A 26,981-nucleotide genomic window follows, 5' to 3' on the forward strand; every position below is an offset into this window, starting at 1 on the left:
GTGGAGGCCAAGCGCGCCCAACTCCTGCGGCACGCCCGCCACAACCCCACGATGGGACGGCTCAGCGCCCTGCTCGTGTGCGCGCCCAGCGCCGTCACCCATCACTGCGGACTGCTCGAACGGGCCGGCCTCGTCCGGCGGGAGCGCCGCGGGCAGCACGTGCGCGTTCTGCTCACCACCCGCGGCCGCCACCTGCTCGCCCCGCTCACGGACTGAAGGCGTCAGGCCGCCGAGGTCAGGAACTGCGTGGTGGCCAACTCGGCGTAGAGCGGGTCCGCCGCCAGCAGCTCGCGGTGCGTGCCCACCGCCCGCACCCGCCCGGCGTCCATGACGACGATCCGCTCGGCGCGGGTGACCGTCGAGAGCCGGTGCGCCACCACGAGCACCGTCGTGCCGCGCGCCGCGTCCGCCACCGTGTCCCGCAGCGCGGCCTCGTTGACGGCGTCGAGCTGCGACGTCGCCTCGTCGAGCAGCAGCAGCCGGGGCCGACGCAGGAGGGCGCGGGCGATGGCGACGCGTTGGCGTTCGCCGCCGGACAGCTTCGCCCCCCGGTGGCCGACCAGCGTGTCCAGCCCCTCCGGCAGCCGGTCGACGAGGGAGGCGAGCCGCGTCGTCCGCAGCACGTCCCGCAGCTCGGCCTCCGTGGCCTCCGACGCGCCGAACAGCAGGTTCTCCCGCAGCGTGCCCGACAGCACCGGCGCGTCCTGCTCCACGTACCCGATCGCCGCGCGCAGCTCCGGCAGGGGCCACTCCCGCACGTCCACACCGTCCAGCAGGATGCGCCCCTTCGACGGTTCGTAGAACCGCTCGATGAGGGAGAACACGGTCGTCTTGCCCGCTCCGGACGGGCCCACGAACGCCGTCATCCCCTGCGGCGGCACCGTGAAACTCACCCCGTGGTGCACCTGCGGCAGGTCGTCGGCGTAGCCGAACCGCACCTCCTCGAACGTCACGGAGGCCGGCCCGGCCGCCGGCACCGGCAGCGGCACGTCCGCCCGCGGTTCGGCGGGCAGCGCCCGCGTCTCCTCGATCCGGGCGATGGCCGCCGCGCCCACCTGGTACTGCGTGACCGCCCCCACGACCTGCTGGATCGGCGACATCAGGTAGAACACGTAGAGCAGGAACGCGACGAGCGTCCCCACGTCGATCGCCCCGGTCGCCACCCGGGCCCCGCCGAACGCCAGCACGGTGATGAACGCGACCTGCATCGACAGACCGGCCGTGTTCCCGGCGAGCGCGGACCACTTCGCCGCACGGACGCTCTGCCGCCACGACTCCTCGGCCGCCGCGTGCACCGCCCGCTCCTCGCGGCCCTCCGCGCCCGAGGCCTTCACCGTGCGCAGCGCGCCCAGCACCCGTTCCAGGGCGGCCCCCATCAGCCCGACCGACTCCTGGGCCTGCTTGCTGGCCCGGTTGATGCGCGGCACGATCAGGCCGATGACGCATCCCGCACCGACGACCACCGCCAACGTCACGGCCAGCAGCGCCGGATCGACCAGCCCCATCATCACGAGCGTGGCGACGAGCGTCAGGCCGCCGGTCCCCAGCCCGACCAGGGAGTCCGTCGTCACCTCCCGCAGCAGCGTCGTGTCGGAGGTGACGCGGGCCATCAGGTCGCCCGGCTCGGTGCGGTCCAGGGCCGCTATGCGCAGCCGCAGCAGGTACGACGTCAGCGCCCGCCGCGCCGCGAGCACCACCGACTCCGCCGTGCGTTGGAGGACGTAGCCGCCCAGCGCCCCGATGCCCGCGTTCGCGACGACCAGCACCGACATCAGGAGCAGCGCCCCGCCGATCGAGCGGTCGTCGGAGAGGTCGTCGATGAGTCCCTTGGCGACCAGCGGCAGCGCCAGGCCCGTCGCCCCGGTCATCAGCGAGAGCAGGGCACCCAGCAGCAGGGCCCCGCGATGCGGGCGGACGTACTCCAGCAGCACCCGCCAGGCGGGCCGATCGGACGTGGCGGCAGTGGACAACGTGTTCCCCCCGGCGAGCTGGACGCTATGCACCGGATGCTAAGCGCTGCCGCCGACACCCGCCGCACCGTGGTGCGCCCGCGACGAGGCGGCCGTCAGGTGCGGGTGGGGGACCAGGCGTCGGCGTGCAGGCGGGCGGCGTCGGCGGGGCGGGTGTCGTCGAAGACGGGCCGGCCGCCGGACGTCACGCGCAGCCGGTCCACGTGGACGCCCCGGCCCTCGTAGCCGCCGTCGACCGCGTACGACCAGCGGACGTGCGTCGTGCCCGGGGGCAGGTCGGCGGAGGCGGTGAGCCAGCGGCGTCCGGAGTAGCCGTGGAAGGTGCCGTCGGTACTCCAGCGGTGGACGTCCGCCGCCTCGCGGGTCCGCAGGGTGAGGGGGACGGGCGCCCAGGAGGTGCCGTCGTCCGTCGAGGCGGCGAAGGTGCCGACGTCGTAGCGGGGTTCGGTGTCGTACCACAGGTCGAAGGTGGCGCTCGCCCGCCCGGAGTGGGGGCGCAGGGGCGCGGTCAGGTGGGCCGCGTCGCCGCTCGCGGGGTGGGCGCGCCAGGCCGTGCGGCCGGTCGTCGGGCGGACGGGCACGGCGCGTGCGAAGGCGCGGACGGGACGGCGCCGGTAGACGCTGTCGGTACCGCGTTCACGGGTGGGGTGGACCCGGTTCGTCAGCAGCACGAACACCATGCGCTGGAGCGGGTCGACGGTGACGCTGGTGCCGGTGTAGCCGGTGTGTCCGGCGGTCACGGGCGTCGTGAGGGCGTCCATGTAGAAGCGCTGGTCCACCTGCCATCCGAGGCCGCGCGGCGAGGCGCCGATGTCGGCGTTGTAGTCGGTGAGCACCGCGCGGACGGTGTCCTCGGACAGGACGCGGGTGCGTCCGTAGCGTCCGCCGTCGGCGAGCATCTGGGCGAAGACGGCCATGTCGCGGGCGGTGGAGAAGAGGCCCGCGTGCCCGGCGACGCCACCGAGCGCCCAGGCGTTCTCATCGTGGACGCTGCCCCGGATCATGCCGCGACCGGTCCAGGGCTGGCCCTCGGTGGCGGCAACGCGGTCGTGCAGCGCGGGCGGCGGGTTGAACAGCGTGTCGCGCAGCCCGAGGGGGCCGGTGATCCGGTCGGCGACGAGGGCGTCCAGCGGGGAGCCCGTCACCTCCTCCATCAGCACGGCGAGGGTGATCATGTTGAGGTCCGAGTAGGCGTAGCCGGTCCCCGGCGGGCGTTGCAGGGCGGAGGTGTAGATGGCCGCCATGCGGGCTGCGTTGTCCGGTTCGTCGGGGTCGTCGGGCAGCTCGTAGAGGTTGAGCCAGGGCACCAGGCCCGAGCGGTGGATGAGGAGCTGACGGACGGTGATGGCCGCCTTGGCCGGGTCCGACGCGGCGAAGGGGGGCAGGTAGCGGGCGACGGGGGCGTCGAGGTCGATGACGCCCTGCTCGGCGAGTTGCGCGGCGACGGTGGAGGTGAAGAGCTTCGTCACGGACGCCATGTCGAAGAGCGTGTCCTTCGCCATGGGCACCCACTGGTCGGGCGGCAGCTCGACGGGCTCACCGCGCTGCTCGTCCCAGCCGGCGTAGCGCAGGGCGTGGCCCCGCGCCTCGTGGCTGACGATCACGCCGTCCCGCACGGCGATGAGCGTGCAGCCGGGGAACGACGGGGTCGGCCGCCCCGGGCCGGGCGCCAGGAACGACTCGGCCTCCGCCGCGATGCGTTCGACGTGTTCGGGCAGGAGCCCGACCTGCCGGGGCGTGCCGTACCGCAGGGGCCGGGAGACGGACGGGAACCGGATGTCGGCGGGGGTGACGGTGGGCGGGGAGCCGAGTGGCCGCGCGGCCGGGGGCGTGGCGGGCGGGCGGGCGTGCGCGGGCACCGCGCCGAGCGCGCCAGCGGCTCCCGCCGCACCGACGCCGTACAGGAACTGCCTGCGTTTCATGGTCGGATGAGCCTTTCGAAGGGCGCCGGGGCGTGGCGTCAGCGGTAGAGGAGGTAGGAGCGGCGCAGTCGGCGGAACGCGCGCAGGTCGTCCTGCCACAGGGCGGTGACGTCGTCCACGTCGGCGCCCTGCTCGACGGCGAGCCGCACCTCCCTGTTGCCGCTCAGCCTGTCCAGCCAGAAGCTGCCGCCGCCGTCCTGGTCGCGCCAGCCGTAGGCGGGGAAGAGACGCCGTTGGTCGATGATCAGGGCCAGTGCGGTGCGGATCGGGTCGAACACGTCCGGGTCCGTGACCTGTACCTCGACGCCGCCGCAGGTCCTTCCCGCCCACTTCGAGAACGTCGGCTTGAAGTACGCCTCGCGGAACGCCGCGCCGGGCAGCGAGCGGGCCGTCAGGGCCTCCTGCCAGCGGTGGTCGAGGTCCGGGGCGCCGAGGAGGTGGAAGGGCAGCGTCGTACCGCGCCCCTCCGAGAGCGCCGTCGCCTCCAGGTAGCAGGTGCCGACGTAGAGCTGGGCGGTGGCGGTGGTGGGCATGTTGGGGGAGGGGGCGACCCAGGGCAGCCCGGTGGCGTCGTACCGGTCGCGCCGCCGCCACCCGGTCAGCCGTTCGACGTGCAGGTCGGCCCGCCGTCCGCCGGTGGCCTCCGGCACGTACACGTCGTTGAACAGCCCGGCGAGCTCCCCGACCGTCATGCCGTGCTGCTGGGCGATGGGCTTCAGCCCGACGAACGACGCGTTCTCCGGGTGCAGGACGGGGCCGTGCGCCGCACGGCCGGACAGCGGGTTGGGCCGGTCCAGCACGACGAAGCGCAGGCCGAGTGCGGCCGCGGCCTCGATGGCCAGGTACATGGTCCAGATGTAGGTGTAGAAGCGGGCGCCGACGTCCTGGATGTCGAACACCACGGTGTCCAGCCGCAGTTCGGTGAACAGCTCGCGGAGGGTGGCGGCGCTGTTGTAGGCGTTGTACACGGGCAGGCCGGTCTTCTCGTCGACGAAGAAGTCCTCGCCCTGCCCGGCCTGCGAGGTGCCGCGGAAGCCGTGCTCGGGCCCGAGCACGGCGATCAGGTCGACCTGGCCGTCGTCGGTCATGACGTCCACGACGTGCCGCAGCCCCGCGTCCACGCCCGTGGGGTTGGAGATGACGCCGACGCGCTGCCCGGCCAGCGACGCGTACCCGCTGCGCCGCAGGGCGTCGAACCCGGTCCGCACCCGGCCCTGCGGACGCTGGCCGGGGGCGGCGGACGGTGTTGCGGCGGCCGGTGTCCCCATGGCACCGGCCGCCACCACGGGGGCGGCCAGGACCGCCGACCCCGTGAGCAGACTCCTGCGTCGCATCCCCCGGTCCTCCTTCTCGCTCATCGCCGGTACCCGAGCCCGTGGCCGAAGGGGAACAGCGGCTCCCCGGGATCGTCCGCCGTGGGGATCATCACCGGCAGGGTGCCGCGCGGGGCGACCTCCCCGAAGAGCACGCGTGTCGCGGACTCCAGGGCGACGGCGCCGTAGGAGTACGTCGCCAGGTGCGTCGTCGCCTGCGGGTAGTGGGCGATGTCGTAGGGCCTGCCGACGGCGACGGTCACCACCGGCTTCCCCGTGGCCAGCAGCGCGCGGACGAGCCGCGCCTGGCCCGGCGCCGTGGCCGCGCCGCTGGTGGTGACGACGACGGCGTCGTGGCCCTCGGCCGCCGCCACCGCCCGGTCGACGGCCTCCGGGGTGGGGTTGCTGCCGGCCCAGTGCGCCGTGGCCGATCCGGCCCGGGCGTCGATGCGCTCGGCGAGTTGCGCGGTGGTCGAGGCACCCCAGCCGGTGACCAGGACGCTGCCGCCGTCGTCGGCCAGGGGGAGCAGCCCGTCGTCGTTCTTCACCAGCGTCGTCGTGCGGTCGCTGATCCGCTGGGCGGCGGCCAGGTGGCGGGGCGGCCCGACGCGTTCGGCCACCTCGTCGACGTCGGCGAAGGGCCGTGCCACGATGCCCTGTTCGTGCTTCAGCTCCAGGACGCGCCGTACCGAGCGGTCGATGCGCTCCTCGGTGAGTTCGCCGGTGGTGACGGCGTCCAGGACCGCGTCGTAGGCCGTCGGCAGGTCCGGCGGCATGAGCAGCAGGTCCACGCCGGCGCGCAGGGCCCGGACGGGAACCTCGGCGTCGGGGTAGGTCTCGCGGACGCCGGCCATGGACAGCGAGTCGGTGACGACGACGCCGTCGTAGCCCAGTTCCTCGCGCAGCAGCCCCGTCATGATCGGCTCCGACAGGGTCGCCGGGGCGCCCGACGGGTCCAGCTCGGGGAACTGGATGTGGGCGGTCATGATCGCGCCGACGTCCGCCCGCACGGCCTCACGGAAGGGCGGGGCGTCCACGCTGCGCCACTCCTCCAGGGTGTGGTGGATGACGGGCAGGTCCGTGTGGCTGTCGACGTCCGTGTCGCCGTGGCCGGGGAAGTGCTTGGCCGTCGCCACGACCCCGGTGCGGCCGGACTGGTAACCCCTGACCTGTGCCGCCGTCAGCCGCGCCGCGAGGTGCGGGTCGCCGCTGAAGGAGCGCACGCCGATGACGGGGTTCGCCGGGTTGACGTTGACGTCGGCGACGGGCGCGTAGTTCTGGTTGACCCCGACGGCGCGCAGTTCGCGGCCGGCGATCTTCGCCGCCTTCCGGGCGTCGGCCGCGCGGCCGGACGCGCCGAGCGCCATGTTGCCGGGGAACTGCGTCGCGGGCGGCCCGAGCCGGCTCACGACGCCGTGCTCCTGGTCGGTGGAGATCAGCAGCGGCACCCGTGCCCCGTCACCGTCCAGGGCCGCCTCCTGCAGCCCGTTGGACAGCCCGGCGACCTGGGCGGGCTCGCGCAGGTTGTCCGACCAGGCGAAGTAGATGACGCCGCCGAGGTGGTACTCCTCCACGGCCTGGCGGCCGTTGTCGACGCCGAGCCACTGCCGGTTGCGGGCCACGTCGTCGGGGTCGGTGGTGTCCGCCGTCTCCCCGTAGGCGTAGGTGACGAAGAGCTGGCCGACCTTCTCCTCCAGCGACATCCGGGCGAGCTGCTGGTCGACCCAGCCGCCGCCCGTGCCCCCGCCCCGCCCGCCCTCGTCACCGGCGAGGGCGGGCGCTGCGCTGAGGAGCAGGGCGCCGGCGGCTGCCACGGCCGTGAGCGATCTGCGGAATCGGTGGCCTGCTGGCTGCTGCCTGCCGTGCATGTACGGGTTCCTTCCGGGCGTGGGGAGTGCGTCGGGGGGCGGTGGCGGCGGGTCAGGGGAGCTTGTCGGCCACCTCCTGCCGCAGCTGGGGCAGCATGTCCTGGAGGACGCCCGGGCAGAGCGTGTCGCCGAAGTCCTGGTGGCCGTAGATGCGGTGCGGCGCGACGCCGTACTGCTCGCACACGTAGGCGCACAGGGTGACGAGGACCTCCCACTGCGCGGCGGGCGGTACGGCTCCGTCGTGGTAGGAGCCCTCGTTGGCGATGCCGACGGCCCGGTCGTTCTGCCCGGAGGTGTGTGCCGCCATGACCAGGCCCCAGCCCGCCTGGAGGGTGCTCAGGCTGCGGTGCCGTCCCTCGGTGATCCAGCCGCCGCGGCTGTTGAGGAAGTGGTAGCCGGTGTCGAGCCAGCCGTTGCGGTCCAGATGGAGGTCCTGGACCCAGCGGGCGTGGGCGTGCGCCTGGGCACGGGAGAAGTCGGAGGTGTTCGCGCTCACGGTGTGGTGGACGATGATCTTGTCGGGGCGCTTGGAGAGCACGCGGACCGTCCCGTTCGGCGGGCGGGCGTTCCACTCCTGCGTCCCGTCGATGTCCGGTTCGACGACGGCCGGTGCCGCGGCGGCGGCCCCGGCGGCCGGCAGACCGGCGGCGGCCAGCCCCGTCGCCCCGGCGATCAGCAGGCCGCGTCGGCTCAGGTGCGGGTGGTGCATGGAGCCTCCCTCGGGTGACGCACGCCGGTGCGGGCCGTGGCGGTACCGGCCCGCACCGAGCGCGCGCTGAACGGTCCGGCGGTCAGGCCGTGTTGTTGGCCAGGGCGAGCAGGCGGCTCATCGAGCCGTTGAACTTGTTGCGGTCCACGTCGCCGGCGACACCGCCGACCCGGCCCGTCGCGGTGTACTGCCAGATCGTCCAGGTGGGGAAGCCGCTGGGAATGGTGGGGCTGCTGACACCCCAGTGGGCGATCCACAGCGGGGCCTTGTTGTACATGCCGGTCCACCGCCCGGTGCAGGTGTTCCACCAGCTTGCCGTCGTGTAGATGACCATGTCGCGGCCCGTGCGCGCCTTGTAGGTGGTGTAGAAGTCGTTGATCCAGGTGCGCATCTGCGTGGTGGAGAGGCCGTAGCACATCGACCCGGAGGGGTTGTGCTCGATGTCGAGGACGCCGGGCAGCGTCTGGTTGTCGCGGGACCAGGCGCCGCCGTTGCTCGCGAAGAAGTTCGCCTGCGTGGCACCGTTCGAGTAGTTGGGCCGCGCGAAGTGGTAGGCGCCGCGGATCAGGCCGGCGTAGTACGCGCCGGTGTAGTTGGCTCCGAAGCGCGAGTCCTTGAAGCTCGTCCCCTCGGTGGCCTTGATGTAGGCGAAGTCGATGCCCGAGGCCTTCACGGAGCTCCAGTTGATGGAGCCCTGCCAGTGGGAGACGTCGATGCCCTGGACGCCGCTGGTGTCGGCGGGCGTGAGGGTGCCGCCGTCCCGGTCGGAGCCGCCGGGAGGGGAGCCCTGTTCGATGCGGGTGCCGACGCCCATGTAGGCGTCGCCGGGCTCGATCCGCTCCCCGGGGCCGGGCGGCTGGGCGGCGGAGGCGGGGACGGCGAGGGTGAGGACGAGCGCGAAGACGGCGGTGAGCGTGCCGCCGAGCGCGGCCGCGCGGGCGGCGGCCCTCGACCGGGCTCTGCGCCGGTGGGGGGAGGGTGAACTGTTCGCGGGCATGACTGCCTCCTGGCGCGATGTGGGGGTGGGCCGGGATGGTGCGGACGTTCAGCGCGCGCGCCGTTGGCTTTCGCCATGAGCACGCCACGATTACTGCACGCGCGTAGACCGGCGTAAAGAGGCTGCGGGAACGCCCGGTGGTCCAGACCTCTGAGGGTTGGCCTGAACAGGACGTACGCGTCCCGCCCGTGGCAAATTTTCGCGCCACCCGCCCGCGCCGTCACCGCCGCGGCACCGTCCCGTGCCGCCCGCTCACCGGCCACCGGACCCGCCGTACCGGCCACCGGACCCCTCGCCTCCGCGTGCGGGATGCGGCGGTATCCTGCAACGGCGTCCCCGGAGTGGTACGCGGTGCACGAGAAGGAGATGGCGCCCATGATCATGCGGAAGTGCGGCGAACCTCCCAGTCGGTCACCGCGCGGCGCCGACCTCCTCTAGCACGGCAGTGCGACAGTGGGCGGTGCCCGCGGTAGGCCCCCGGTGCCCGACCCCGACCACACCGCAGTGCTGAGGACGTTCCCATGCCGCAGAGCCCCGTCGCCGACGACCTCCACCCGGAGCTGCCCGAATCGCTCCAGGACATAGTGGAGAACCAGCACCTGCACACCGCGCTGGAGTGGCTGGAGACCCACCCGCCGCACGTCATCGCGGACGAGCTGGCGCGCATGGACAACGTGACCGCCGGCATCGCCTTCCGGCTGCTGGACAAGGACCGGGCGCTCACCGTCTTCGAGGAGCTGGAGCCCGTCGACCAGCAGGCCATCCTGGAGGGGCTGCGGGACCACACCTTCCGGGACCTCGTCGAGGGCATGGACCCGGACGACCGTGCGCGGATGCTGCGCGAGGCGCCCGCCAAGGTGGCCAAGCGCGTCCTGGCCGGGCTCAGCACGCACGAACGGCGCATGACGGCGGCCCTCCTCGGATACCCCGAGGGCGCGGTCGGCCGCTACATGACGCCCGAGGTGGTGGCCCTGTCCCAGGACCTCACCGTGGAGCAGGCCCTGCGCACCGTCCGGGAGAAGGGCGCGCACGCGGAGACGGTGTACACCCTCCCCGTCGTGGACGGCAGCCGCCGCCTCACCGGCATCGTCGAACTGCGGGAGCTGGTGCTGAGCCCCCCGGACGCGATGGTCTCCGACCTCGTCGTCACCCGGCCGACGTTCGCCCGCGCCGCCGACTCCGCCGAGCAGGCCGCCCGTCTCATGCGGGAGACCAACGACCTCAACCTGCCCGTCGTCGACAGCGAGGACCGGCTCGTCGGCCTCCTCACCTTCGACGACGCCGACGAGCTGATCGAGGCGGCCGACACCGAGGACATGGCCCGGCAGTCCGGCTCCGCGCCCTGGGCCGGCCACTACATGGCCGCCGGGGTGTGGCAGCTCGCCCGCTACCGCGCCCTGTGGCTCTCCCTGCTGCTGGTCGCCGCCACGCTCACGGTCAGCGTGACGCGCGCCTTCGAGGGCACCCTCGAACAGGTCGCCGCGCTGGCCATGTTCATCCCCATGCTCATCGGTGCCGGGGGGAACGCGGGCGCCCAGGCGGCCACCGCCTGCGTGCGCGCCATGGCCGTGGGCGAGGTGCGCGGCTCGGACCTGCTGAAGGTCATATGGCGTGAGTGCCGCGTCGGGGTGGTGCTGGGGGCCCTGCTGGCCGTCCTCGGCGTGGGCGTGGCGGTCGCCTTCGTCGGCGCCAAGGTCGCCGTCGTCGTCGGCGTGACGCTGGTGCTGATCTGCGCCTGGGCCGCCACGATCGGCGGGACGATGCCCCTCCTCGCCAAACGGCTGCGCATCGACCCGGCCGTCGTCTCGGCCCCCATGGTCACCACGCTCGTCGACGCCACCGGGCTCGTCATCTACTTCGTCACCGCCAACCTCGTTCTGGGCGTGTGAGGTTGGGCGTCCGGGCCGAGGCGGGGCCGGGGTGACGCGGGCGGTGTCGACCACGTAGGTTCGGGGGCATGCCGGACGGAAAGCTCTGGGCGATCAGTGACCTGCACGTCGCCTACGAGGACAACCGCAGGATCGTCGAGCGGCTGCGCCCGGAGTCCGACGACGACTGGCTGATCGTGGCCGGGGACGTCGGGGAGATGATGGCCGACATCAGCTGGGCGCTCGACCTCCTGCGCCGCCACTGGGCCCGGGTGATCTGGGCGCCGGGCAACCACGAGCTGTGGACGCCCAAGCAGGATCCGGTGCAACTGCGCGGCGAGGCGCGCTACCTGCACCTGGTCGCACTGTGCCGCTCCATGGGGATCCTCACCCCGGAGGACCCCTACCCGGTGTGGACGGGGCGGGGCGGCCCGGTCGTCGTCGCCCCGCTGTTCCTCCTCTACGACTACAGCTGGCGCACGCCCACGGCGCGGACCAAGGAGCAGGCGCTCAAGGAGGCGTACGACGTCGGCGTGGTGTGCAGTGACGAGTTCCTGCTGCACCCCGACCCCTATCCGACGCGGGACGCCTGGTGCCGCGCCCGCGTCGCCGCGACGGAGGAGCGGCTGGCCGCGTGCGACCCCGAAACGCCCCTCGTGCTCGTCAACCACTGGCCGCTCGTGCGCCAGCCGACGGACATCCTGCACTTCCCGCAGTTCGCGCAGTGGTGCGGCACCGACCTGACCGCCGACTGGCACCGACGGTTCCGCACCCACACGATGGTCTACGGCCACCTGCACATCCCGCGCAGCACGCGGTACGACGGGGTGCCGTTCGAGGAGGTGTCCGTCGGCTACCCGCGCGAGTGGCGGCGCCCCCGGCATCCGAGGAACGTGCCCCGGGTGATCGTGCCCGCGTCAGCGGACGGTGAGCTCCAGGTCTGACTCCGGCCGCAGGTCCAGCGGGAGCTCCTGGCGGCGGGAGATGTCCAGCTTGCGGTACACGCGGGTCAGGTGCTGCTCCACCGTGCTGACGGTGACGTACAGCCGGGAGGCGATCTCCCGGTTGGTGTAGCCGTGCGCCGCCAGCGCCGCGACCCGCCGCTCGGACGCGCTCAGCAGGGCCGCCGCCCGCGCGCCCGCGTCCGTCCCGCCGGTGCCGCTGCCCGTCGCGGTGCGGCCCGGGTCCGGGTGCGTTCCGGTGCGGACGCCGACCGCGCGCGGGTGCGGCGCGCGGTGGCCGGCCGCCCCCGGGTCGATCTCCGCGCACAGCGCCTCCGCGCCACACCCCTGGGCCAGGCCCCAGGCCCGCCGGGCCAGGGCGCCCGCGCGGCCCGACACCCCCTGCGCCCGGAGGGCGCCGGCGAGGTCCACCAGCGTCCGGGCCAGCTCCAGCCGGTCCCCGGACCGCCCGAGGGCGTCGGCGGACTGCTCCAGGAGCCCGATGCGGCGGCGCGGCTCCACACTTCCCGCCCACGCCCGCAGGGCCACCCCACGCACCCACGGCAGACACCCCTCCGGGCCCGCCAGCTGCTGCCGCGCCAACTGCTCGGCCTGCACCGGCTCCCCGATCCGCGCGAGCGCCAGCGCGGCGTCCGAGCGCCAGGGCAGCACCGAGGGGCGGTCGGCGCCGCGCAGCCGGGCGAGCCGTCCGGCCTCCAGGAAGTCGGTCAGCGCCGCGTGCGGCTGACCGGTCGCGAGGGCGTGCCGGCCCCGGGCCCGCAGGTAGGCCGTGCCCGGCACGGAGCCCAGCAGGTTCGGGCGCACCGGCCGGGCCAGCAGTCGCGCGGCGGCCGCGTGCCGGCCCATCCCGGTGCGGGCCAGCACGAGGGCGGCCGTCGGGGCGAGGACGAAGGCGTCGTCCCCGTCGCCGGGGAGGCAGGCCAGAGCCGCCAGTGCCGGGCGCTCGGCGTCGCGCACCTCGCCCTGCCGGAGCAGGAGTTCGGCGTGGAGCGTGCCGAAGACGGCGACCCAGCCGGGCACGCCGCGCCGGGCGGCGAGGTCCTGGAGCTCCGCGCACCGCGTCACGGCGCGTCGCGGTTCGCCGGCGTGGGCCAGCGTGCGCAGCGCCCGCGCCAGCCGCCCCACGGTCGGCCCGCCGAGGGGCGTGTCGCGCAGCACCCGCTCGGCGTCGGCCACCTGCCGCGCCGGGCCGTCGTCCCGTTCGCTGAGCGTCATACCGGTCAGCGTGCCCGGGCCGCCCCGTCCGCAGGGTGACCGCGGGACCGGCCCCGGCCGACGGGTGCGTGAACAACGGCCCAACAGCGCGTCCGTCCCCCGGCCGGAGCAGCCGGGGGACGGACGCGGGAGAACGCGGAACGGCCGGGCCGCATCCCCACATGCGACCCGGCCGTTCACGCCCCTTCGGAAGGGGTCACAGGCGCTGCCAGAGGGCGGGGACGTTCGGGGGCTCCCAGCCGGTCATCGAGCGGTGGCCCTGGAGGCACCGGTAGGTGGCGGAACCGTAGGTGACCGTGTCGCCGGCGGTGTAGTTGGTGCCGGCCGACCACGTGCCGCCCGGGTCACCGGGGTCTCCGGGGTCACCCGGGTCGCCCGGGTCGGTGGTCGTCTTCAGGGTGAGGCCGTAGGCCTGCAGGATCTCGTTGATGGGCTGGTGGTAGGTCGTCCCGCCCGTACGGCAGTTGCCGGAGCCGCCGGAGGTCACGCCCTGGGCCTGGCTGCCCGAGATGTAGGAGCCGCCGGAGTCGCCGGGCTCGGCGCACACGGAGGTGCGGGTGACGCCGGTGATCGTCCCCTCGGGGTAGGTGACGGAGGTGTTGTGCTGCTGGATCGTGCCGCAGTGCCAGCCGGTGGTGGAGCCGGAGCGGCAGATCGAGGCGCCGACCGGGGCCTGCGTGGAGCCGGTCACCTGGATGTTCGCGCCGCCGGAGCCCTTCACGTACGGGGTGGCCGTCCAGTTGGAGTTGGTCGCGACCCAGGCGTAGTCGTTACCGGGGAAGGACGAGCCCTGGAAGGTGCCCTGGGAGACCTGGTTGTAGCCGGAGGTGGTCGTGCCGGTCCGGCCGCAGTGGCCGGCCGTGGCGAAGCCCTGCTGCGAGCCGCGCGTCACCGGGAAACCGACCGAGCAGCGCCCGCTGCCCCCCATGTAGTAGGCGTCGCCGCCGCGCAGGTCGTAGAGCGCCCGGGGCTGCTCGTCGGACCGCACGACCTTGACCAGGTCGGTGTCGGCGCCGCTGGCGGCCACGAAGTCCCGTGCCTGGGCGGGCTTCGGCGAGTGGACGACGACCGCGTTGGAGGTGACGTCGACGAACCAGACGGGCGCCGCCTCGGGTGCCTTCTTGACGGCGGCCCGGTCCAGCTGCGCCTTGACGGCGTCCAGCTCGGCCAGGGTGTGGCTGACGACCTCGGCCCGGGCGCCCTCGGCGGCGATCCGGTCGGCCTCGGCCGCGTCGCTGGTGGCCACGGTCAGCCGGGCGTCGTTCCCGCTGACCCAGGCACCGGCGAAGCTGTCACCGAGCGCACTGCGCAGGGCGGCCGCGTCCGCGGTGGCCCGGCTCTCGGCGGCCAGGCGCTGCTCGGCCTGGCCCTCGCTGAGCCCGAGGTCGCGCTGGAGCGCCTTGAGCAGCCCGGGATCGGCGACGGGGGCGGACGGGGGCCTGACCGGGGCGGGTTCGGCCGCCGCTATGCCCGGTTGCCCGGCCGCGACAAGGGCGCCGGCCGTGAACACGGCCGCGCAGACGCCCTTGAGGGTTCTGTGGAGCATGAGTCTCTCCTCGGTTTCGGGGGGGTGCCCGAAACCGTAGGCGTGGGCACGACAAGCTAAGGAGAGCTCAGCTCACCCCCTGTCCCGGCGTTATGGGTGGGGCGTGGCCGCTCCCTTGACCGGGTTGGCTGCCGAGGGGACGGCCGAGGGGACGGCCGAGGGGACGGCCGAAGCGGCCCGGGCGGCCGCCTCGGCGTAGGCGGCGCGGGCGTGGCCGAGCACGGCCTGGGCCGCCTCCTGGTCCTGGGCGTCCGGGTGCCACCCGAGGAGGTGCCGCCAGCGCAGCGGCGCCCCCGCCAGGGGCCGCGTCACGATGCCGGGAGTGGGCGGGAACGTCGCCCGGCACAGCCCGACCGCCCGGCCGACCTGCACGAGGTGCACGCACGACGCCGTGTCCGTCTCGTACACGGACGCGGGGGTGAAACCGGCCCGGGCGCAGGCGGCGGCGAAGCAGTCGGCGAAGCAGCCGTCGCCGGGGACGTCCACCCAGGACGCGTGCGCCAGGTCGGCGAGCGCCACCTCCTGCCGGGCCGCGAGGGGGTGGTCGTGGACGAGCATCACGAACACCGGGTCCGTGCCCACCTCCCGCCAGGCCAGCCGGTCGGCGGCGGGCGGCTGACTCTCGCCGCAGGTGCCGATCAACGCGAAGTCCAGCCGTCCCTTTCCGACGCACTCCGCGATCTCCCGCTCCGACCACGACGCCTGCGTGGTGACGGGCACGCCGGGATGCGCGGTCGCGAGCCGGTCCACGAGCCCACCCAGCAGGGGGCCGTGGGTGCCGCCGAGCCGGAAGCCGGGCACGGGCCGGCGTCCGTGCGCGAACCGCACGGCCTCCTCCTGGAGTTCGGAGACGGCCGGCAGCACCACGCGGGTGCGGTGCAGGACGAGCTCGCCCAGTGCCGTCGGCCGCACCCCGTGCCGGGAGCGCTCGAAGAGCCGCCCGCCCAGCATCCGTTCCACGCGCTTGAGCTGTGCGCTCAGCGCGGGCTGGGCCAGCCCCAGTGCGGCGGCGGCCTTCGTCAGGCTGCCCGCCTCCGCGATGGCCCGGATCGTCCTCAGATGACGCAGCTCCAGCTCCATGACCGGAGCTTGGTCCAGACCATGGAAAACGGCAAGGGTCAGCGCTGGGTTCCGAAGACCTGGGTCCACCAGGGGCCGCCCGGCGCGGTGTGCTTGCCGACGCCCATCTCCTCGAAGGAGCAGTTGAGGATGTTGGCACGGTGCCCCGGGCTGTCCATCCACGCCCCCACGACGTCCGACGCGCTCTGCTGGCCGCGCGCGATGTTCTCGCCGTAGGTGCTCCAGCTGTAGCCGGCCGCCGACATGCGGTCGCCCGGATCGCCGCCGTCCGGGTCGGTGTGGTCGAAGTAGTCACGGGCGGCCATGTCGGCCGAGTGCCGGGCGGCGGCCGTCTCCAGCCGGTCGTTGTGCCGCACCGGACCACAACCGGCCCGCGCCCGCTCGGCGTTGACCAGGTCCACCACCTGTCCGCCGCCCGGCGGGCCCGGAGCCGGCGGCTGCGGCGTGGCCGGCGGCTCCGGCCGCTCCGGCGTCTTGGTGGGCGTCGGCGGCGGGGTCGGCGGGCTCGGCGCGGTCCGGCTCGGGGAGGGGGACGCGCTGGGGCTGCCGGAGGGTGACGCCGACGGCGGCGGTGACGCGGGGGCGGACGAGAGCGACCCCTTCAGCACCGGCCCCTCCGCCTCCACCGGCGGCTTCGGTCCGGACGGCTCGGGCCCGCCCCCCGGCGTCAGGACGACGACGCCGATCGTGCCCCCGGCCACGAGGACGGCCACCGCCGAGGCCACCACCGTCCTGCGGCGTCCTCCCGGCCGCCGCCGCGCCCCCGGCCGGCCCGCCCGACGTGTCCCGCCCACCCGGTGCGCCCCGCCCCCGCCGCCGGACACGTCCGCGCCGGGGGAGCCCGCGCCGCCGGAAACGTCCGCGCCGAGGGAGCCCGCGTCGGGGACCTCCGCGTCGTGGGCGGCGAGCACGAAGGAGTCCGTCGCGTCCGGCCCGACGACCGCGAGCAGCCCCGCACTCACCGGCACCAGACCCAGCGCCACGAGCAGCCGCTCGGCGGGCACCAGCCCCGCCTGGTGCCCGGAGCACACCGTGCACCCCCGGGCGTGCCGGGCCAGCCGCTTCCGCCACAGCGCCGAGGGCCGCCCGTCCCACCCGGCCACCACGTCCTGGAGCAGGACGCAGCGCGGCACCGCCGCCAGCGCCCGCACGACCACCCGGGCCGTCTCCAGTTGCGCCTTCATCCGCTGCACCCGCACGGCCGTGTGCTGCGGGGTGAGCTCCATCGCCCGCGCCACCTCCTCGCGCGTCAGCTCCTCGGCGGCCTCCAGCCACCACAGGGCCAACAGCGCGCGGTCGTCCGGGTCCAGCCACCGGGTGGCCTCCGCCACCTCCTGGCGCTGCCCGGACAGGCCCAGCCGGATGATCGTCAGGTCGACGAAGTCCGCGCCGGGGTCGGCGACGTCCCACGCGTCCCGCAGCCCGCCCTCGTCGGGCGCGCTCCGGCGGACCTGCCGCAGGTCGCGGATCCGGTTGGTCGCTATGGCCACGAGCCACGACCGGAAGCTCTCCGGCTCCCGCAGGGAACCCAGGCCCTGCAACGCGCGCACGAACGTCTCCTGGACCACGTCGTCCACGTCCGCGTGCCCGTTCAGCGCACGCCCCACGATGTTGTAGACGAGCGGCAGGTACGCGGCGACGAGTTCGTCCTGCGCCTTCGGATCACCCTTCTGAGCCGCCCTGACCACCGCGACGTCGCATTCCCTGCCCACACCCGACCCGCTTCCTGAACCCGTGTCCGTTCGCCGGCTCGCCGACTGAATCATCCGACACAGGGGAGACCGCACCCCGGAGGCACGGATAACAGAAATCGCGACGAAGTTCTCCGAGTGCTCCGAGTGCTCCGATCTTTCCGACACCGCACCGGCTGGCCCGCCTTCCGTACTGCGGCGAACCCCGCGGCGGCGGTCTCCCCGTGCAGCCGACCCCAAGACGCCCGCTCTCACCTTCATGGGAGCGGCCTCACATCGGACACGGTCTGTGGGCGCGGGCGCGCATCGTTGCGCCCACGGGTTGAGGCGGGGAGCACCTCAGCGCCCCGTCTTCCCGCCCCTTGACTCCGTGCTTCATCGGCGGGATGGTCGTGGAACATTGCGCAACTCAAGCTCCGGGAGGGGCCATGGCGCTACGGTTCATCGCGAAGGACCCGGAAAGCCGAGAGGACCAGTGTCCGTCGGTGTGGGTGGACGAGTCGACGAACGACATCGTCGTGCAAGGGTGGTGGCCCGACGCCTCCACCGTGGAGGAGTGCGAGCGGGTCGGCTCCATCCCGGACACCGAGGGCGTCGTGCGGCTCCCCGCACGCATGGTCGACGCACTGAGGAGGGCGTGTGACGTCGCAGACGGTACCGCCGTTCGCTGAGCTGCTGAAGGCATGCGAGCGGTCAGCCGTCCACCTGGAGACGCGAGACGTGTACGCCATCCCGGGGGAGGGCGAGGAGTTCCGCGCGTGGAGGGCTGGTGAAGACCCGCGTAGGGTGCCTCGGGGCGCATGGTGGAACGCCTTCCACGATGCGGTTGCCGACGCCGTCAGCCGGGGTGTGGCCGTTCGCCGGGCCCGAGTCGTCTCGGCACCGTTGAGCGAGTACATCCGCTACGAGCACGCGTGCACGTACCAGAACGTGGAGGCAGGTGAAGACGTCCGGTGGCTGCCCCGTTCGAACGCGTCGGACCTCCTGCTTCCGGGTAACGACCTGTGGATCTTCGACGACCGCCTGATTCGGTTCGCCTGGTTCAGTGGCGACGGGGAGCTGGTAGGGCAATCCCTCGTAGACGACCTTGACGTCGTCAAGCGCCACGCGGAGGCGTTCCGCGCCGTCTGGGAGCGCGCCGTACCGCACGCGGACTACACACCGTAGGCGCATGTCCTTCGTCCCGTCTCCCAGTGCTCAGGCCGCTCGTGACGCCGTCGCCGCGCGCCTTCGGGATCTGCGGCTGGACGCCGGGATGACGGGACGCCAGGTGGCGGCGTCGACGGGGTGGCAACCGTCGAAGGTGTCCCGGCTGGAGAACGGCCGCACGCCGCCGGCTGACGAGGACATCCGGGTATGGTGCCAGGCGTGCGGCGCGGAGGACCAGGCCCCGGACCTGATCGCTGCGTCCCGCACCGCTGAGTCCCTGTACGTGGAGTGGAGGCGCCGTCAACGGAGCGGGCTCCGACAGCTCCAGCAGTCCCGCGTACCGCTCTACGAACAGACACAGCAGTTCCGGATCTACTGCTCCTCCGTGGTCCCCGGGTTTCTCCAGACACACGAGTACGCGACGGCCCTACTCGGCAGCGTCAGACGGTTTGACGACACGCCTGACGACGTGGCGGACGCCGTCGAGGCACGAATATCGCGTAACCAGATCATCCGCGCCCCGGGCAGACGGTTCGCCTTCGTGGTGGAGGAGGCGGTACTCCACCACGTCATGGGCGGCCCGGACGTCATGGCCGGTCAGCTCGGCTACTTGCTTGCCGTGATGGCGTTCCCCGCTGTGTCGCTCGGTGTCGTCCCCGCCCGCACAACGCGCTCGATGTGGCCGCAAGAGACGTTCACCATGTTCGACGACCGGCAAGTCGGGGTGGAGCTGCTGACGGCCGCGCTGACCATCACGGCCCCGACGGAGATCAGTCAGTACGCGAAGGGGTTCGCGGAGCTGTCGCGCATGGCGGTCTACGGCCCGCCCGCCCGCGCGCTGATCACCGGTGCCATTGACTCACTCGGGTGACAGCGTGGAATTCCATAGAATTTCGTAGACCATGTGTATCCGCCCTCCTTACCGTCCTGAGAAGTCGATAGGACGACGTCCCACTGGGAAGGGCTCCGCATGGATCAGACACCCGCGCCGCTCGACGAGTCGGCCGCGCCGCCCGCGTTGGTAGCGGACCCGGAACGGCTGCCACCCCTGGGCGCGTACCTCGTCCTCTGCCACGAGGTCGTACCGTGCCGCTTCCCGTGCTCCATCTGCGGCACCCACGGGAAGCAGCCGTGAGAGTGCTGTTCCCGCCGCCACACCTGGCTTTCCCCGGCGACGCCCCGGAGCCGGCCGACGAGGACCGCGACGTGTGCGGACTCTCGCACCCCGGCTGAACACCGCGCGATGCTGCGGAGACCCCAGCGCCGTGACCGATCTCAACGCGGAGATCCGGGCGCCCCCGGCGTCGCCGTCACCACTGAGCGCCCGCTTCCCGCTGTGAGGTCGGCAACCCATACGGGGAGCGGGCCTGCCTCCCGCCCCTCCGCCCCGGCACGGCGCCGACGACCGCTGTGAGGACGGGGCAGGGGCATGACCTGGCGCGGGCCGATGCCGCGCGTCAGCGGCCCGGGGAGGACTGGAGATTAGGCCCTCACGTCCTCCCCGGGCTGAGCACCACACCGCCACTCAACGGAGAGAGGACGAGTGCATGCCCGTGCAGTATGACCCCACCGACCCGAGTCCCGACACCGACGCTCCCACGCCGCCCCCGGAGAACCCTGACTGCGGAGGGGGCGACGGTTGCGGCCGTCAATGACCGCGTGCCGTAAGTAGCACTGTGCCCGGCACCCTGGAGACGAGGGGTGCCGGGCTCTCTCGTGGAGGACCCATGGCAGACATCCACTGGCACGCGTACGCGTGGACCGGACACGAGCGGCCCCCGGACAGCGAGACCCGTGACGTCAACGCCGCTGTCATGCCGAACGACTTGAACGACTGGTTCCGCAAGCCGGCGTCCTTGTACCACGGGGTGTTCGTCGACGTCGACACGGCCTACCGGTGGCTCGCCGACGAGGTGACGCCGTTCACGGAGACGCCCGGCGGGCTGCCCGTGTCGGCGCACCTGGCGCACGCGTGCGACTGCCTGGAGCGTCGGGCGGACGTCTACGTCGGGTACTACGCGGCTCCCGGGCGGCTCGTCGTGCGGACGTTGCTGACGTGCCCGAGGGCGGGCGTGGTGTGCCCTGAGAGGCCGTAACCCCAGCCCCCGCCGCTGCCACGGGCCACTCCGCCGGACGGTCTCCGTCAGCCCCGCCCCCTCCGACCACCGGCCCAGCGGTTGATCCGTTGCGTTGCCTCGCTGAGGGGGGCGGGAGGCACGTGGCCGATAAACGCTGTACTCGTTGGGCCCTCAGGGCCGACACCGAGTAGTGCCAGGTCAAAAGGTGTTTGTGCCCCCGGTAGGACTCGAACCTACGGCCAAGTGCTTAGAAGGCACCTGCTCTATCCACTGAGCTACGGGGGCTCGTCATGGTCACGCGTCGGGTGGAGCCCCCGGGACCTTGCTCGCACAAGGATAGGGGTGCCCTTGGCGGCTCCTGGATGCTTCACGCGCGCGCCACGGTGTGGAGGTTCCGTGAAGCGCTCCGATAATCGCAGGCGGGTGCGATTCGTGCATCGGTTTGTGCGGCGGGTGCGGCGGGTGTTGTGCACTCGTTATGCCTCGGGGCGGACGTCCGGCTCGTTCCGCATGGGTCAATATGGGTCATTACCCTTCAAATAGGCTTCAAAAAACTGTCGCATTTGGGCATTCTTCGTCTTGTGGCGATCTTGGAAGCACGGACCGAACTGCTTGACGCGCTCGTGATGCTTCGCGAGCGGGTGGCCGCCGTACGCCTGGCGCTGCCGCTGCCCGGGGCCGAGCGGGCGCGTCAGTCCCGGGCCGAACTGCTGGCCCAGCTCGACGACTACCTGGTGCCGAGGCTGCGCGCGCCCGAGGCACCGCTGCTCGCGGTCGTCGGCGGGTCGACCGGCGTGGGCAAGTCGACGCTGGTCAACTCCCTCATCGGACGCCGCGTCAGCGAGGCGGGCGTCCTGCGGCCGACCACCCGGACCCCGGTCCTCGTCTGCCACCCCGACGACCGCGCGTGGTTCGCCGACGCGCGCGTGCTGCCCGGGATGGCCCGGGCGGCGGCCCCCCAGGACGGCGACGAGCCGCCCGCCGAGGCCGGGACGCTGCTGCTCGAGTGCAGCCGCTCCCTGCCCGCCGGGCTGGCCCTGCTCGACGCCCCGGACGTCGACTCGCTCGTCGCCGCCAACCGCGACCTCGCCGCCGAACTCCTCTGCGCGGCCGACGTGTGGATCCTGGTCACCACGGCCACCCGCTACGCCGACGCCGTCCCCTGGCACCTGCTGCGCGCGGCCAAGGAGTACGACGTCACCCTCGCCACCGTGCTCGACCGGGTGCCGCACCAGATCGCCGTCGACGTCGCGCGGCAGTACGCGGCGCTCCTGGAGCGGGCCGGCCTCGGAGACGTCCCGCGCTTCACGATCCCCGAGCTGCCCGAGTCGGCCGGGGGCGGGCGCGGACTGCTGCCGGCCACCGCCGTCGAGCCGCTCCGGGCCTGGCTGGCCCACCGTGCGCAGGACGCCTCCGCGCGCGGCCGGGCGGCCTACCGCACGGCCTGGGGCGCCCTGGACTCGCTGCGCACCCGCGTCCCCGAGCTGGCCGCCGCCTCCGCCGCCCAGCACGCCGCCGCCGTGCGGCTCGCCCAGCACGTCGAGGACGCCTACGACGCGGCCGGGGAACGGGTACGGCGTCAGCTCACGCGGGGCGAGCTGCTGGCGGGCGACGCCGTCGCCCACTGGCGGGGCTTCCCCACGGACAGCAGCGGTGACGAACTGCTCGACGCCTGTGCCGAGGGGCTGTCCGCGCTGCTGGCCGGGGCGGTCGGCGGGGCCGAGGAGCAGATCGCCCGCGCCTGGCGCGCCGAGCCGGGAGCCGGCGGCGTCCCCGTCGCCGTCACCGAGGGCGGCGCCACCGCCGCCGACCGCACGGGGCTGGTCGTCCGGCACTGGCGGCGCTGCCTGGAGGAACTGGCCGACGAGGCGTTCCGGGCGGCGGGCGGCGGCTCCTGCACGGTGGAGGAGGTCGCCGCCCTGCTCGCCGCCGCCCTGCTGGGCGGGGCCCGCGCCCAGGCCGCCGAGGAGGCGTTGCACAAGATCATCGGAGTCCCCGGCACCATCCGGCTCCGGGAGCGCGGCGCCCGGCTCCTGGAGACCTCCGTCCACCGCGCGCTGCGCGGCGAGCGCGAACGGCGGCTGGCTCCCCTGGAGGAACTGGACGCCGGGCCCGAGCAGCAGGTCGAGCTGATCGCCGCACTGTCCGTACTCCAGAAGGAGCAGAAGGAGAGGTGAGCCCCGTGACGGGATCGCCGGGTGAGACCCGCGAGGACGGCACGAGCACGCCCCCGGCCGAGACGGAGCCGCAACGGTGGGACGACGGCCTCATCGCCCGCCGCGCCCGGCCGCATCCCGTGCCCGTGCTCGACGGGGGGTACGAGGGTGGCTACGTCGACCGGCGCGCCCGTCCCGCGCCGCCGTCCGATCCGACACCGCCACCGGACCCCGGACCCGGGCCCGGTGGCGCTGCCGCTCCGCCTCCGACCCCGCCCCGGGCGGGATCGGAGGCGGAGCCGCCGCACGCCCCGACCGCCGGGCCGCCGGACCCGGACGCCGGGCAGGGCGCCGCGCCGTCGTACGGACCCCTGGAGGGCCCCCTGGAAGGACTTGCGCACGGCCCCGTTCCGCCCCCGGTCGCGGCGGCGTCACCGCCGACGGACGACCCCCTCCCGCTGACGCCGGAACCGGTACCGGTGACGCCCGTCGCGCCCCGGTCGCCCGCACCCGAACCACCGGAGGGCGAGCCGGACACCGGGTGGCCGGAGCCGCTGCCGCCGCACCTCACCCGGACCGGCCCCGCGCCACACGGCCCCGGCCCGGACCAGGGCGGCGCGTCCCGGTTCGTCGGGCACGACCCGGGCCCCGCCCGCCGACCGCAGGCCGAGCAGAGCCCGTCCGCGACCGCCCGGCGCGGCGGCCGGGAGGCGGGCCTGGGCGAGCGGCTGACCGCGCTGCGCGAACTGGTCGGCCTGTCCCGGACGCGGCTGGAACCGGACGCGCTCGCCGAGGCCGGCCGCATCCTGGACGAGGCCGACGCCCGGGGCCGGCTGTCCCGCGAGTACACCACCGTGGCCATCGCGGGACCCACCGGAAGCGGCAAGTCCACCCTGTTCAACGCCCTCGCGGGGGCTCAGCTCGCCGAGGCGGGGGTGCGCCGTCCGACGACGTCGACCCCCGTGGCCTGCGTATGGGAGACCGTCACCGACCGCACCGGTGCGGAGGGTCTGCTGGAACGTCTCGGCGTGCCCACGCGGGCCCGCCGCCGCGCCCACCTGCGCGACGCCTCCCACCTGGCGCTGCGCGGACTGGTCCTGCTCGACCTCCCCGACCACGACTCCGCCGTGCCCGGGCACCGCGAGCAGGTCGACCGGCTGCTGCGACTGGTCGACGCCGTGGTCTGGGTCGTCGACCCGGAGAAGTACGCCGACGCGATGCTCCACGAGCGCTACCTGAAGGCGTACGCGGCCCACGCCGAGGTGACCGTCGTGGTGCTCAACCAGACGGACCGGCTGGCCGGTGACGCCGCCGACGAAGTCCTCGGCGACGTCCGCCGCGTGCTCGACGAGGACGGCATGGCGCTCGGCGAACACGGCGAACCGGGCGCCGGCGTGCTCGCGCTCTCCGCGCTCACCGGCCAGGGCGTCCCCGAACTGCGCGCCGTGCTGGCCGAACTCGTCGCCTCGCGGTCGGCCGCGGCACGCCGGCTGACCGCCGACGTGGACCTGGCCATGAGCGGGTTGCGGCCCGTCTACGTGACGGACGGCGTACTGCCGCCGCAGGGCCTGACCGACCGGGTGCGTGCGGAGTTCGAGGAGCGGCTGGGCACGGCGGCGGGAGCGGCGGCCGTCGGCCGGACCGCCGAACGGACCTGGCTGCGGCACGCCGACCGCACCTGCGGCACCCCCTGGGCCGGGCTTGTGCACTGGTACGCCGTCCGCCGCGCGGAGCGCCGTGGGGAACCGTTCGACGGCCCGGCCGCCGAGGAGGCCACCGAACCCGGCCATCCGGCGGCCCGGCCCGTCGTCGCGCAGGCGGTGCGGACGCTGGCCGCCGACGCCGCACGCGGGCTGCCGGAGCCGTGGGCCCGCACGGTGCGGGAGGCCGCCTGGCGCGGGGCCGAGGGGCTGCCCGCGGCGCTCGACGACGCGGTGGCGAACGCCTCGCTGCCGCAGCGGCCGCCCCGCCCGCGCTGGTGGACGGCCGCCTCGGCGGGACAGGCGGCGCTGCTGGCCGTCCAGTGCGTGGGCCTCGGCTGGCTGCTGGGCACGCTGCTCGGCGTCTTCGGTGTTCACCCGTGGGTACCGGCGGGGCTGCTGGCAGGGGGTGCGCTTCTCTCCCCGCTGCTGGCCTGGGGGTGCCGGCTGGCCGCGCGGGCGCCGGCGCAGGCGTACGGGCAGGCGCAGGAGCAGCGCCTCCGGCGGCTGGCGGCGGGGTGCGGGCAGGCCAGGGTCCTGGAACCCGTGGCCGCGGAACTGATGCGCTACCGCGAGGTACGCGGCCAGTACGTCATCGCCGCCGGGGGGCCGTCGGGGGACTGACGCGGCCGGTCCGGTCGCCGTTCGGGAGGGCCACCACACGTCGACGGCGGGTGGTGGCCCTCCCAGGTGCCAGGGCCGTGCCTCCAGGGGCCCGGGGGCCCGGCCACCGTGAAACCGGAGGTGCGGGCGGTTCTGACGGGGAGTCGGTGACACCGGAGGGTGACGGAGTTGCCCACAACCGGGGAGTAGTCCACAGGTCCGGGGGCCTCGCTGGCGAGATTTGCCCTTCGCGGCAGCATGGGCGGTGTCGGGTTCGGCGGAGGGGCCCGGCCGGACGGAGCGGGGAGGTGGGTCGGCGTGAACGGGACGACGGTGCCGGTGGTGATCGGTCAAGTCCGCCCGGATGACGGCGGGTTGCGTGTCGGGGTGCGGAGGGGCGCGAGTGGGTGCCGGTCGGTCGACGTACCCGGGGGCGGGGGCGGGGGCCGTTCGGCGTTGTGTCCGCGTTCGCGGCATTCCGCGATAACGATTCCGCTGCGTTGCGCGTAGCAACTGTGAAAATCGGGGATGGTGTTCGGCTTGATCCATACGATGCCGCAGACCACGGGGTTGACGAGGGGACGGCAATGAGAGCGACACGCGGACGGGCTGCCACCCGTCGCGCGACGGCCGCACTGCTCACGGGACTGCTGGCTGCGGCGGCGACGCTGCTGGGGGCCGGCACGGCGGCGGCGGGGGAATCCGGCGTCGAGGGCCCGCAGTACGAGGGTGCGACGGCCACGCTGGACGGTCTGAAGGTTCGCGGGGAAGCCGTCATCCGGTACGACGGCGCGGAGATCGAGACGGGGGCCGGTCTGTTCGAGATGTCCGTCGCCGGCGGGGGAAGCCTGCTGACCTACGGCATCGACATGTACGGCTCCACCCAGCAGGACGCCCAGTACGCGGAGGTCCCCTGGCGGTCCTCCTCGTTGGGGGAGAACCCGGAAGCGGGCCGCATCCGCTGGATCGTGGAGCACTCCTACCCGCAGGTGGACGACCTGGCGGCGCTGGCCGAGGCGGCGGGGGCGAAGCGGCTCACCCCGCAGAGCGCCGCCGCCGGTACCCAGGTGGCCATCTGGCGCTACTCGGAGCGCTCCGCCTCCGGCGAGCGCCCCGACGTGAGGGCGGTCGATCCGGACGCCGAGAAGCTGGCCGACCACCTGGAGCGGGAGGCGCGCACCCTGCGGGAGCCGGCGCCGTCGCTGCACCTGGAGCGGCCCGCCACGGCCGGCCGGCCCGGTGAGCTGCTCGGCCCGGTGACCGTGCGCACGCCCGCCCGGAACGTCAGCGTCACGCCCGGCCCGGAAGCGGCCCGGCACGGCGTGCGCGTCGTCGACGAGGAGGGGGAGGAGATCACCTCGGCCGGGGACGGCACGCGGCTGTGGTTCGACGTACCGGAGGACGCCGAGGACGGGGGCGGCGCCCTCACGGTCCAGGCGACGACCTCGGTGCCGGTGGGCCGCACGCTCGCCGGGACGGGCACGCACGCCGCGAGCCAGGCCCTCGTCGTGGCCGGCTCCAGTGACGCCTCGGTCACCGCCACGGCCACGGCGGTCTGGGCCGCCGAGGGCGCTGCCCCGGCCGTCCTCGCCGGCCGGGACTGCGCGGCGGGCGGCGTGGGCGTGACCGTCGTCAACCGGGGCGACACTCCGTTCACCTTCACGCTCGGCGAGGAGGACCACGCGATACCGGCGGACTCCGGCGAGACGATCACCGTGCCGGTGGGGGAGGACCAGCGGTACGGGCTCACCGTGCCCGGCCCCGGCACCTTCGAGCAGACGTTCTCCGGGGTGCTGGACTGCCGGACCATCGCCGCCGCGCCCGAGGAGGAGGACGAGGACGGGCTCACCGCCCACAGCGAGCCCGTCACCGTCGGCGGCGTCGGTGGTGACGGCGACCCGAACCTGGCGGAGACCGGCAGCAGCACCGCCATGCCGCTGCTGATCGGCGTGGCCGTCGGTTTCCTCACCCTCGGCGGCCTCGCCTTCCTCATGGTGCGGCGCGGCAAGGGTGGTGGCGCGGATCCGGACGGTGCCGAAGCCACCGACGGCGACGGCGGCGGGCGCGGCCACACGGGGTGACCCGGAGGTCACCCCCCGGCCGGGGCCCCGTCCGGGGTGACGGCCGGTTTCCGCCCGGGGCGTCCCGTACGGC

At 74.2% G+C, this 26,981-nt stretch carries 21 protein-coding genes and 1 tRNA gene; 11 read left to right on the forward strand and 11 right to left on the reverse strand.

Annotated elements, in window-relative coordinates; all coding sequences use genetic code 11:
• A complete protein-coding gene (locus tag V6D49_RS19245) occupies positions 1 to 216 on the forward strand; it encodes a hypothetical protein (RefSeq protein ID WP_340561439.1) in 216 nt (71 codons plus the stop codon).
• 5 nt (positions 217 to 221) lie between these two features.
• On the opposite strand, the gene V6D49_RS19250 is transcribed toward V6D49_RS19245, so the two are convergent.
• The 6 genes from V6D49_RS19250 to V6D49_RS19275 all read right to left on the reverse strand — a co-directional run bounded on the left by V6D49_RS19250 (position 222) and on the right by V6D49_RS19275 (position 8,779).
• Entirely contained in the window at positions 222 to 1,970 is a 1,749-nt protein-coding gene (locus tag V6D49_RS19250) for an ABC transporter ATP-binding protein (RefSeq protein WP_340561441.1), read from the reverse strand.
• A gap of 95 nt (positions 1,971 to 2,065) precedes the next feature.
• Positions 2,066 to 3,892: a serine hydrolase gene (locus V6D49_RS19255; RefSeq protein WP_340561443.1), complete on the reverse strand. Its 1,827-nt coding sequence runs from the start codon at positions 3,890 to 3,892 to the stop codon at positions 2,066 to 2,068.
• A 38-nt stretch (positions 3,893 to 3,930) separates the two neighbouring features.
• The gene (locus V6D49_RS19260; protein WP_340561445.1) at positions 3,931 to 5,226 is read right to left on the reverse strand and encodes an exo-beta-N-acetylmuramidase NamZ family protein; all 1,296 of its coding nucleotides are present in this window, start codon (positions 5,224 to 5,226) and stop codon (positions 3,931 to 3,933) included.
• Positions 5,227 to 5,246: 20 nt separating this feature from the next.
• Complete coding sequence (locus V6D49_RS19265) at positions 5,247 to 7,073, reverse strand: glycoside hydrolase family 3 protein (protein ID WP_445330551.1); 1,827 nt, start codon at positions 7,071 to 7,073, stop codon at positions 5,247 to 5,249.
• Positions 7,074 to 7,125: 52 nt separating this feature from the next.
• Positions 7,126 to 7,782: a peptidoglycan recognition protein family protein gene (locus V6D49_RS19270; protein ID WP_340561449.1), complete on the reverse strand. Its 657-nt coding sequence runs from the start codon at positions 7,780 to 7,782 to the stop codon at positions 7,126 to 7,128.
• Between the two features lie 82 nt (positions 7,783 to 7,864).
• On the reverse strand, positions 7,865 to 8,779 hold the full coding sequence (locus tag V6D49_RS19275; protein ID WP_340561451.1) for a lysozyme: 915 nt from the start codon (positions 8,777 to 8,779) through the stop codon (positions 7,865 to 7,867).
• Positions 8,780 to 9,300: 521 nt separating this feature from the next.
• Between V6D49_RS19275 and mgtE the strand changes: the two genes are divergently transcribed.
• Positions 9,301 to 10,668, forward strand: a complete 1,368-nt coding sequence (gene mgtE / locus V6D49_RS19280) for a magnesium transporter (RefSeq protein ID WP_340561453.1) — start codon at positions 9,301 to 9,303, stop codon at positions 10,666 to 10,668.
• A 68-nt stretch (positions 10,669 to 10,736) separates the two neighbouring features.
• Positions 10,737 to 11,591 (forward strand): metallophosphoesterase family protein, encoded by an 855-nt coding sequence (locus tag V6D49_RS19285; RefSeq protein ID WP_340561455.1) that lies wholly within the window; start codon positions 10,737 to 10,739, stop codon positions 11,589 to 11,591.
• On the opposite strand, the gene V6D49_RS19290 is transcribed toward V6D49_RS19285, so the two are convergent.
• From V6D49_RS19290 to V6D49_RS19305, 4 genes are all read right to left on the reverse strand, one after another.
• A complete protein-coding gene (locus V6D49_RS19290) occupies positions 11,565 to 12,824 on the reverse strand; it encodes a helix-turn-helix transcriptional regulator (protein WP_340561456.1) in 1,260 nt (419 codons plus the stop codon). The genes V6D49_RS19285 and V6D49_RS19290 overlap by 27 nt on opposite strands.
• Positions 12,825 to 13,020: 196 nt before the next feature.
• Positions 13,021 to 14,370, reverse strand: a complete 1,350-nt coding sequence (locus tag V6D49_RS19295; RefSeq protein ID WP_340561458.1) for a carbohydrate-binding protein — start codon at positions 14,368 to 14,370, stop codon at positions 13,021 to 13,023.
• A gap of 90 nt (positions 14,371 to 14,460) precedes the next feature.
• On the reverse strand, positions 14,461 to 15,450 hold the full coding sequence (locus V6D49_RS19300; protein WP_340561459.1) for a LysR family transcriptional regulator: 990 nt from the start codon (positions 15,448 to 15,450) through the stop codon (positions 14,461 to 14,463).
• Between the two features lie 38 nt (positions 15,451 to 15,488).
• On the reverse strand, positions 15,489 to 17,162 hold the full coding sequence (locus tag V6D49_RS19305; RefSeq protein ID WP_340561461.1) for a sigma-70 family RNA polymerase sigma factor: 1,674 nt from the start codon (positions 17,160 to 17,162) through the stop codon (positions 15,489 to 15,491).
• A 407-nt stretch (positions 17,163 to 17,569) separates the two neighbouring features.
• On the opposite strand from V6D49_RS19305, the gene V6D49_RS19310 reads away from it, so the two are divergent.
• From V6D49_RS19310 to V6D49_RS19330, 5 genes are all read left to right on the forward strand, one after another.
• A complete protein-coding gene (locus tag V6D49_RS19310) occupies positions 17,570 to 17,812 on the forward strand; it encodes a hypothetical protein (RefSeq protein ID WP_340561463.1) in 243 nt (80 codons plus the stop codon).
• Positions 17,781 to 18,308 (forward strand): DUF6879 family protein, encoded by a 528-nt coding sequence (locus V6D49_RS19315; RefSeq protein WP_340561465.1) that lies wholly within the window; start codon positions 17,781 to 17,783, stop codon positions 18,306 to 18,308. The genes V6D49_RS19310 and V6D49_RS19315 overlap by 32 nt, the downstream gene beginning before the upstream one ends.
• A gap of 4 nt (positions 18,309 to 18,312) precedes the next feature.
• A complete protein-coding gene (locus V6D49_RS19320; RefSeq protein ID WP_340561466.1) occupies positions 18,313 to 19,161 on the forward strand; it encodes a helix-turn-helix domain-containing protein in 849 nt (282 codons plus the stop codon).
• A gap of 99 nt (positions 19,162 to 19,260) precedes the next feature.
• The gene (locus tag V6D49_RS19325) at positions 19,261 to 19,425 is read left to right on the forward strand and encodes a hypothetical protein (protein WP_340561467.1); all 165 of its coding nucleotides are present in this window, start codon (positions 19,261 to 19,263) and stop codon (positions 19,423 to 19,425) included.
• Between the two features lie 592 nt (positions 19,426 to 20,017).
• On the forward strand, positions 20,018 to 20,386 hold the full coding sequence (locus tag V6D49_RS19330) for a hypothetical protein (protein ID WP_340561468.1): 369 nt from the start codon (positions 20,018 to 20,020) through the stop codon (positions 20,384 to 20,386).
• 194 nt (positions 20,387 to 20,580) lie between these two features.
• Here V6D49_RS19330 and V6D49_RS19335 read toward each other — a convergent pair.
• Positions 20,581 to 20,653: transfer RNA gene (locus V6D49_RS19335), tRNA-Arg, on the reverse strand.
• Positions 20,654 to 20,958: 305 nt separating this feature from the next.
• On the opposite strand from V6D49_RS19335, the gene V6D49_RS19340 reads away from it, so the two are divergent.
• The 3 genes from V6D49_RS19340 to V6D49_RS19350 all read left to right on the forward strand — a co-directional run bounded on the left by V6D49_RS19340 (position 20,959) and on the right by V6D49_RS19350 (position 26,908).
• A complete protein-coding gene (locus V6D49_RS19340) occupies positions 20,959 to 22,545 on the forward strand; it encodes an ATP-binding protein (protein ID WP_340564140.1) in 1,587 nt (528 codons plus the stop codon).
• Positions 22,546 to 22,550: 5 nt separating this feature from the next.
• Entirely contained in the window at positions 22,551 to 24,848 is a 2,298-nt protein-coding gene (locus tag V6D49_RS19345) for a GTP-binding protein (RefSeq protein WP_340561470.1), read from the forward strand.
• A 566-nt stretch (positions 24,849 to 25,414) separates the two neighbouring features.
• Positions 25,415 to 26,908, forward strand: a complete 1,494-nt coding sequence (locus tag V6D49_RS19350) for a thioester domain-containing protein (RefSeq protein WP_340561472.1) — start codon at positions 25,415 to 25,417, stop codon at positions 26,906 to 26,908.
• The last annotated feature ends 73 nt before the right edge of the window (positions 26,909 to 26,981 follow it).

The sequence above is a fragment of the Streptomyces sp. GSL17-111 genome, from assembly GCF_037911585.1.
Taxonomy (GTDB): domain Bacteria; phylum Actinomycetota; class Actinomycetes; order Streptomycetales; family Streptomycetaceae; genus Streptomyces.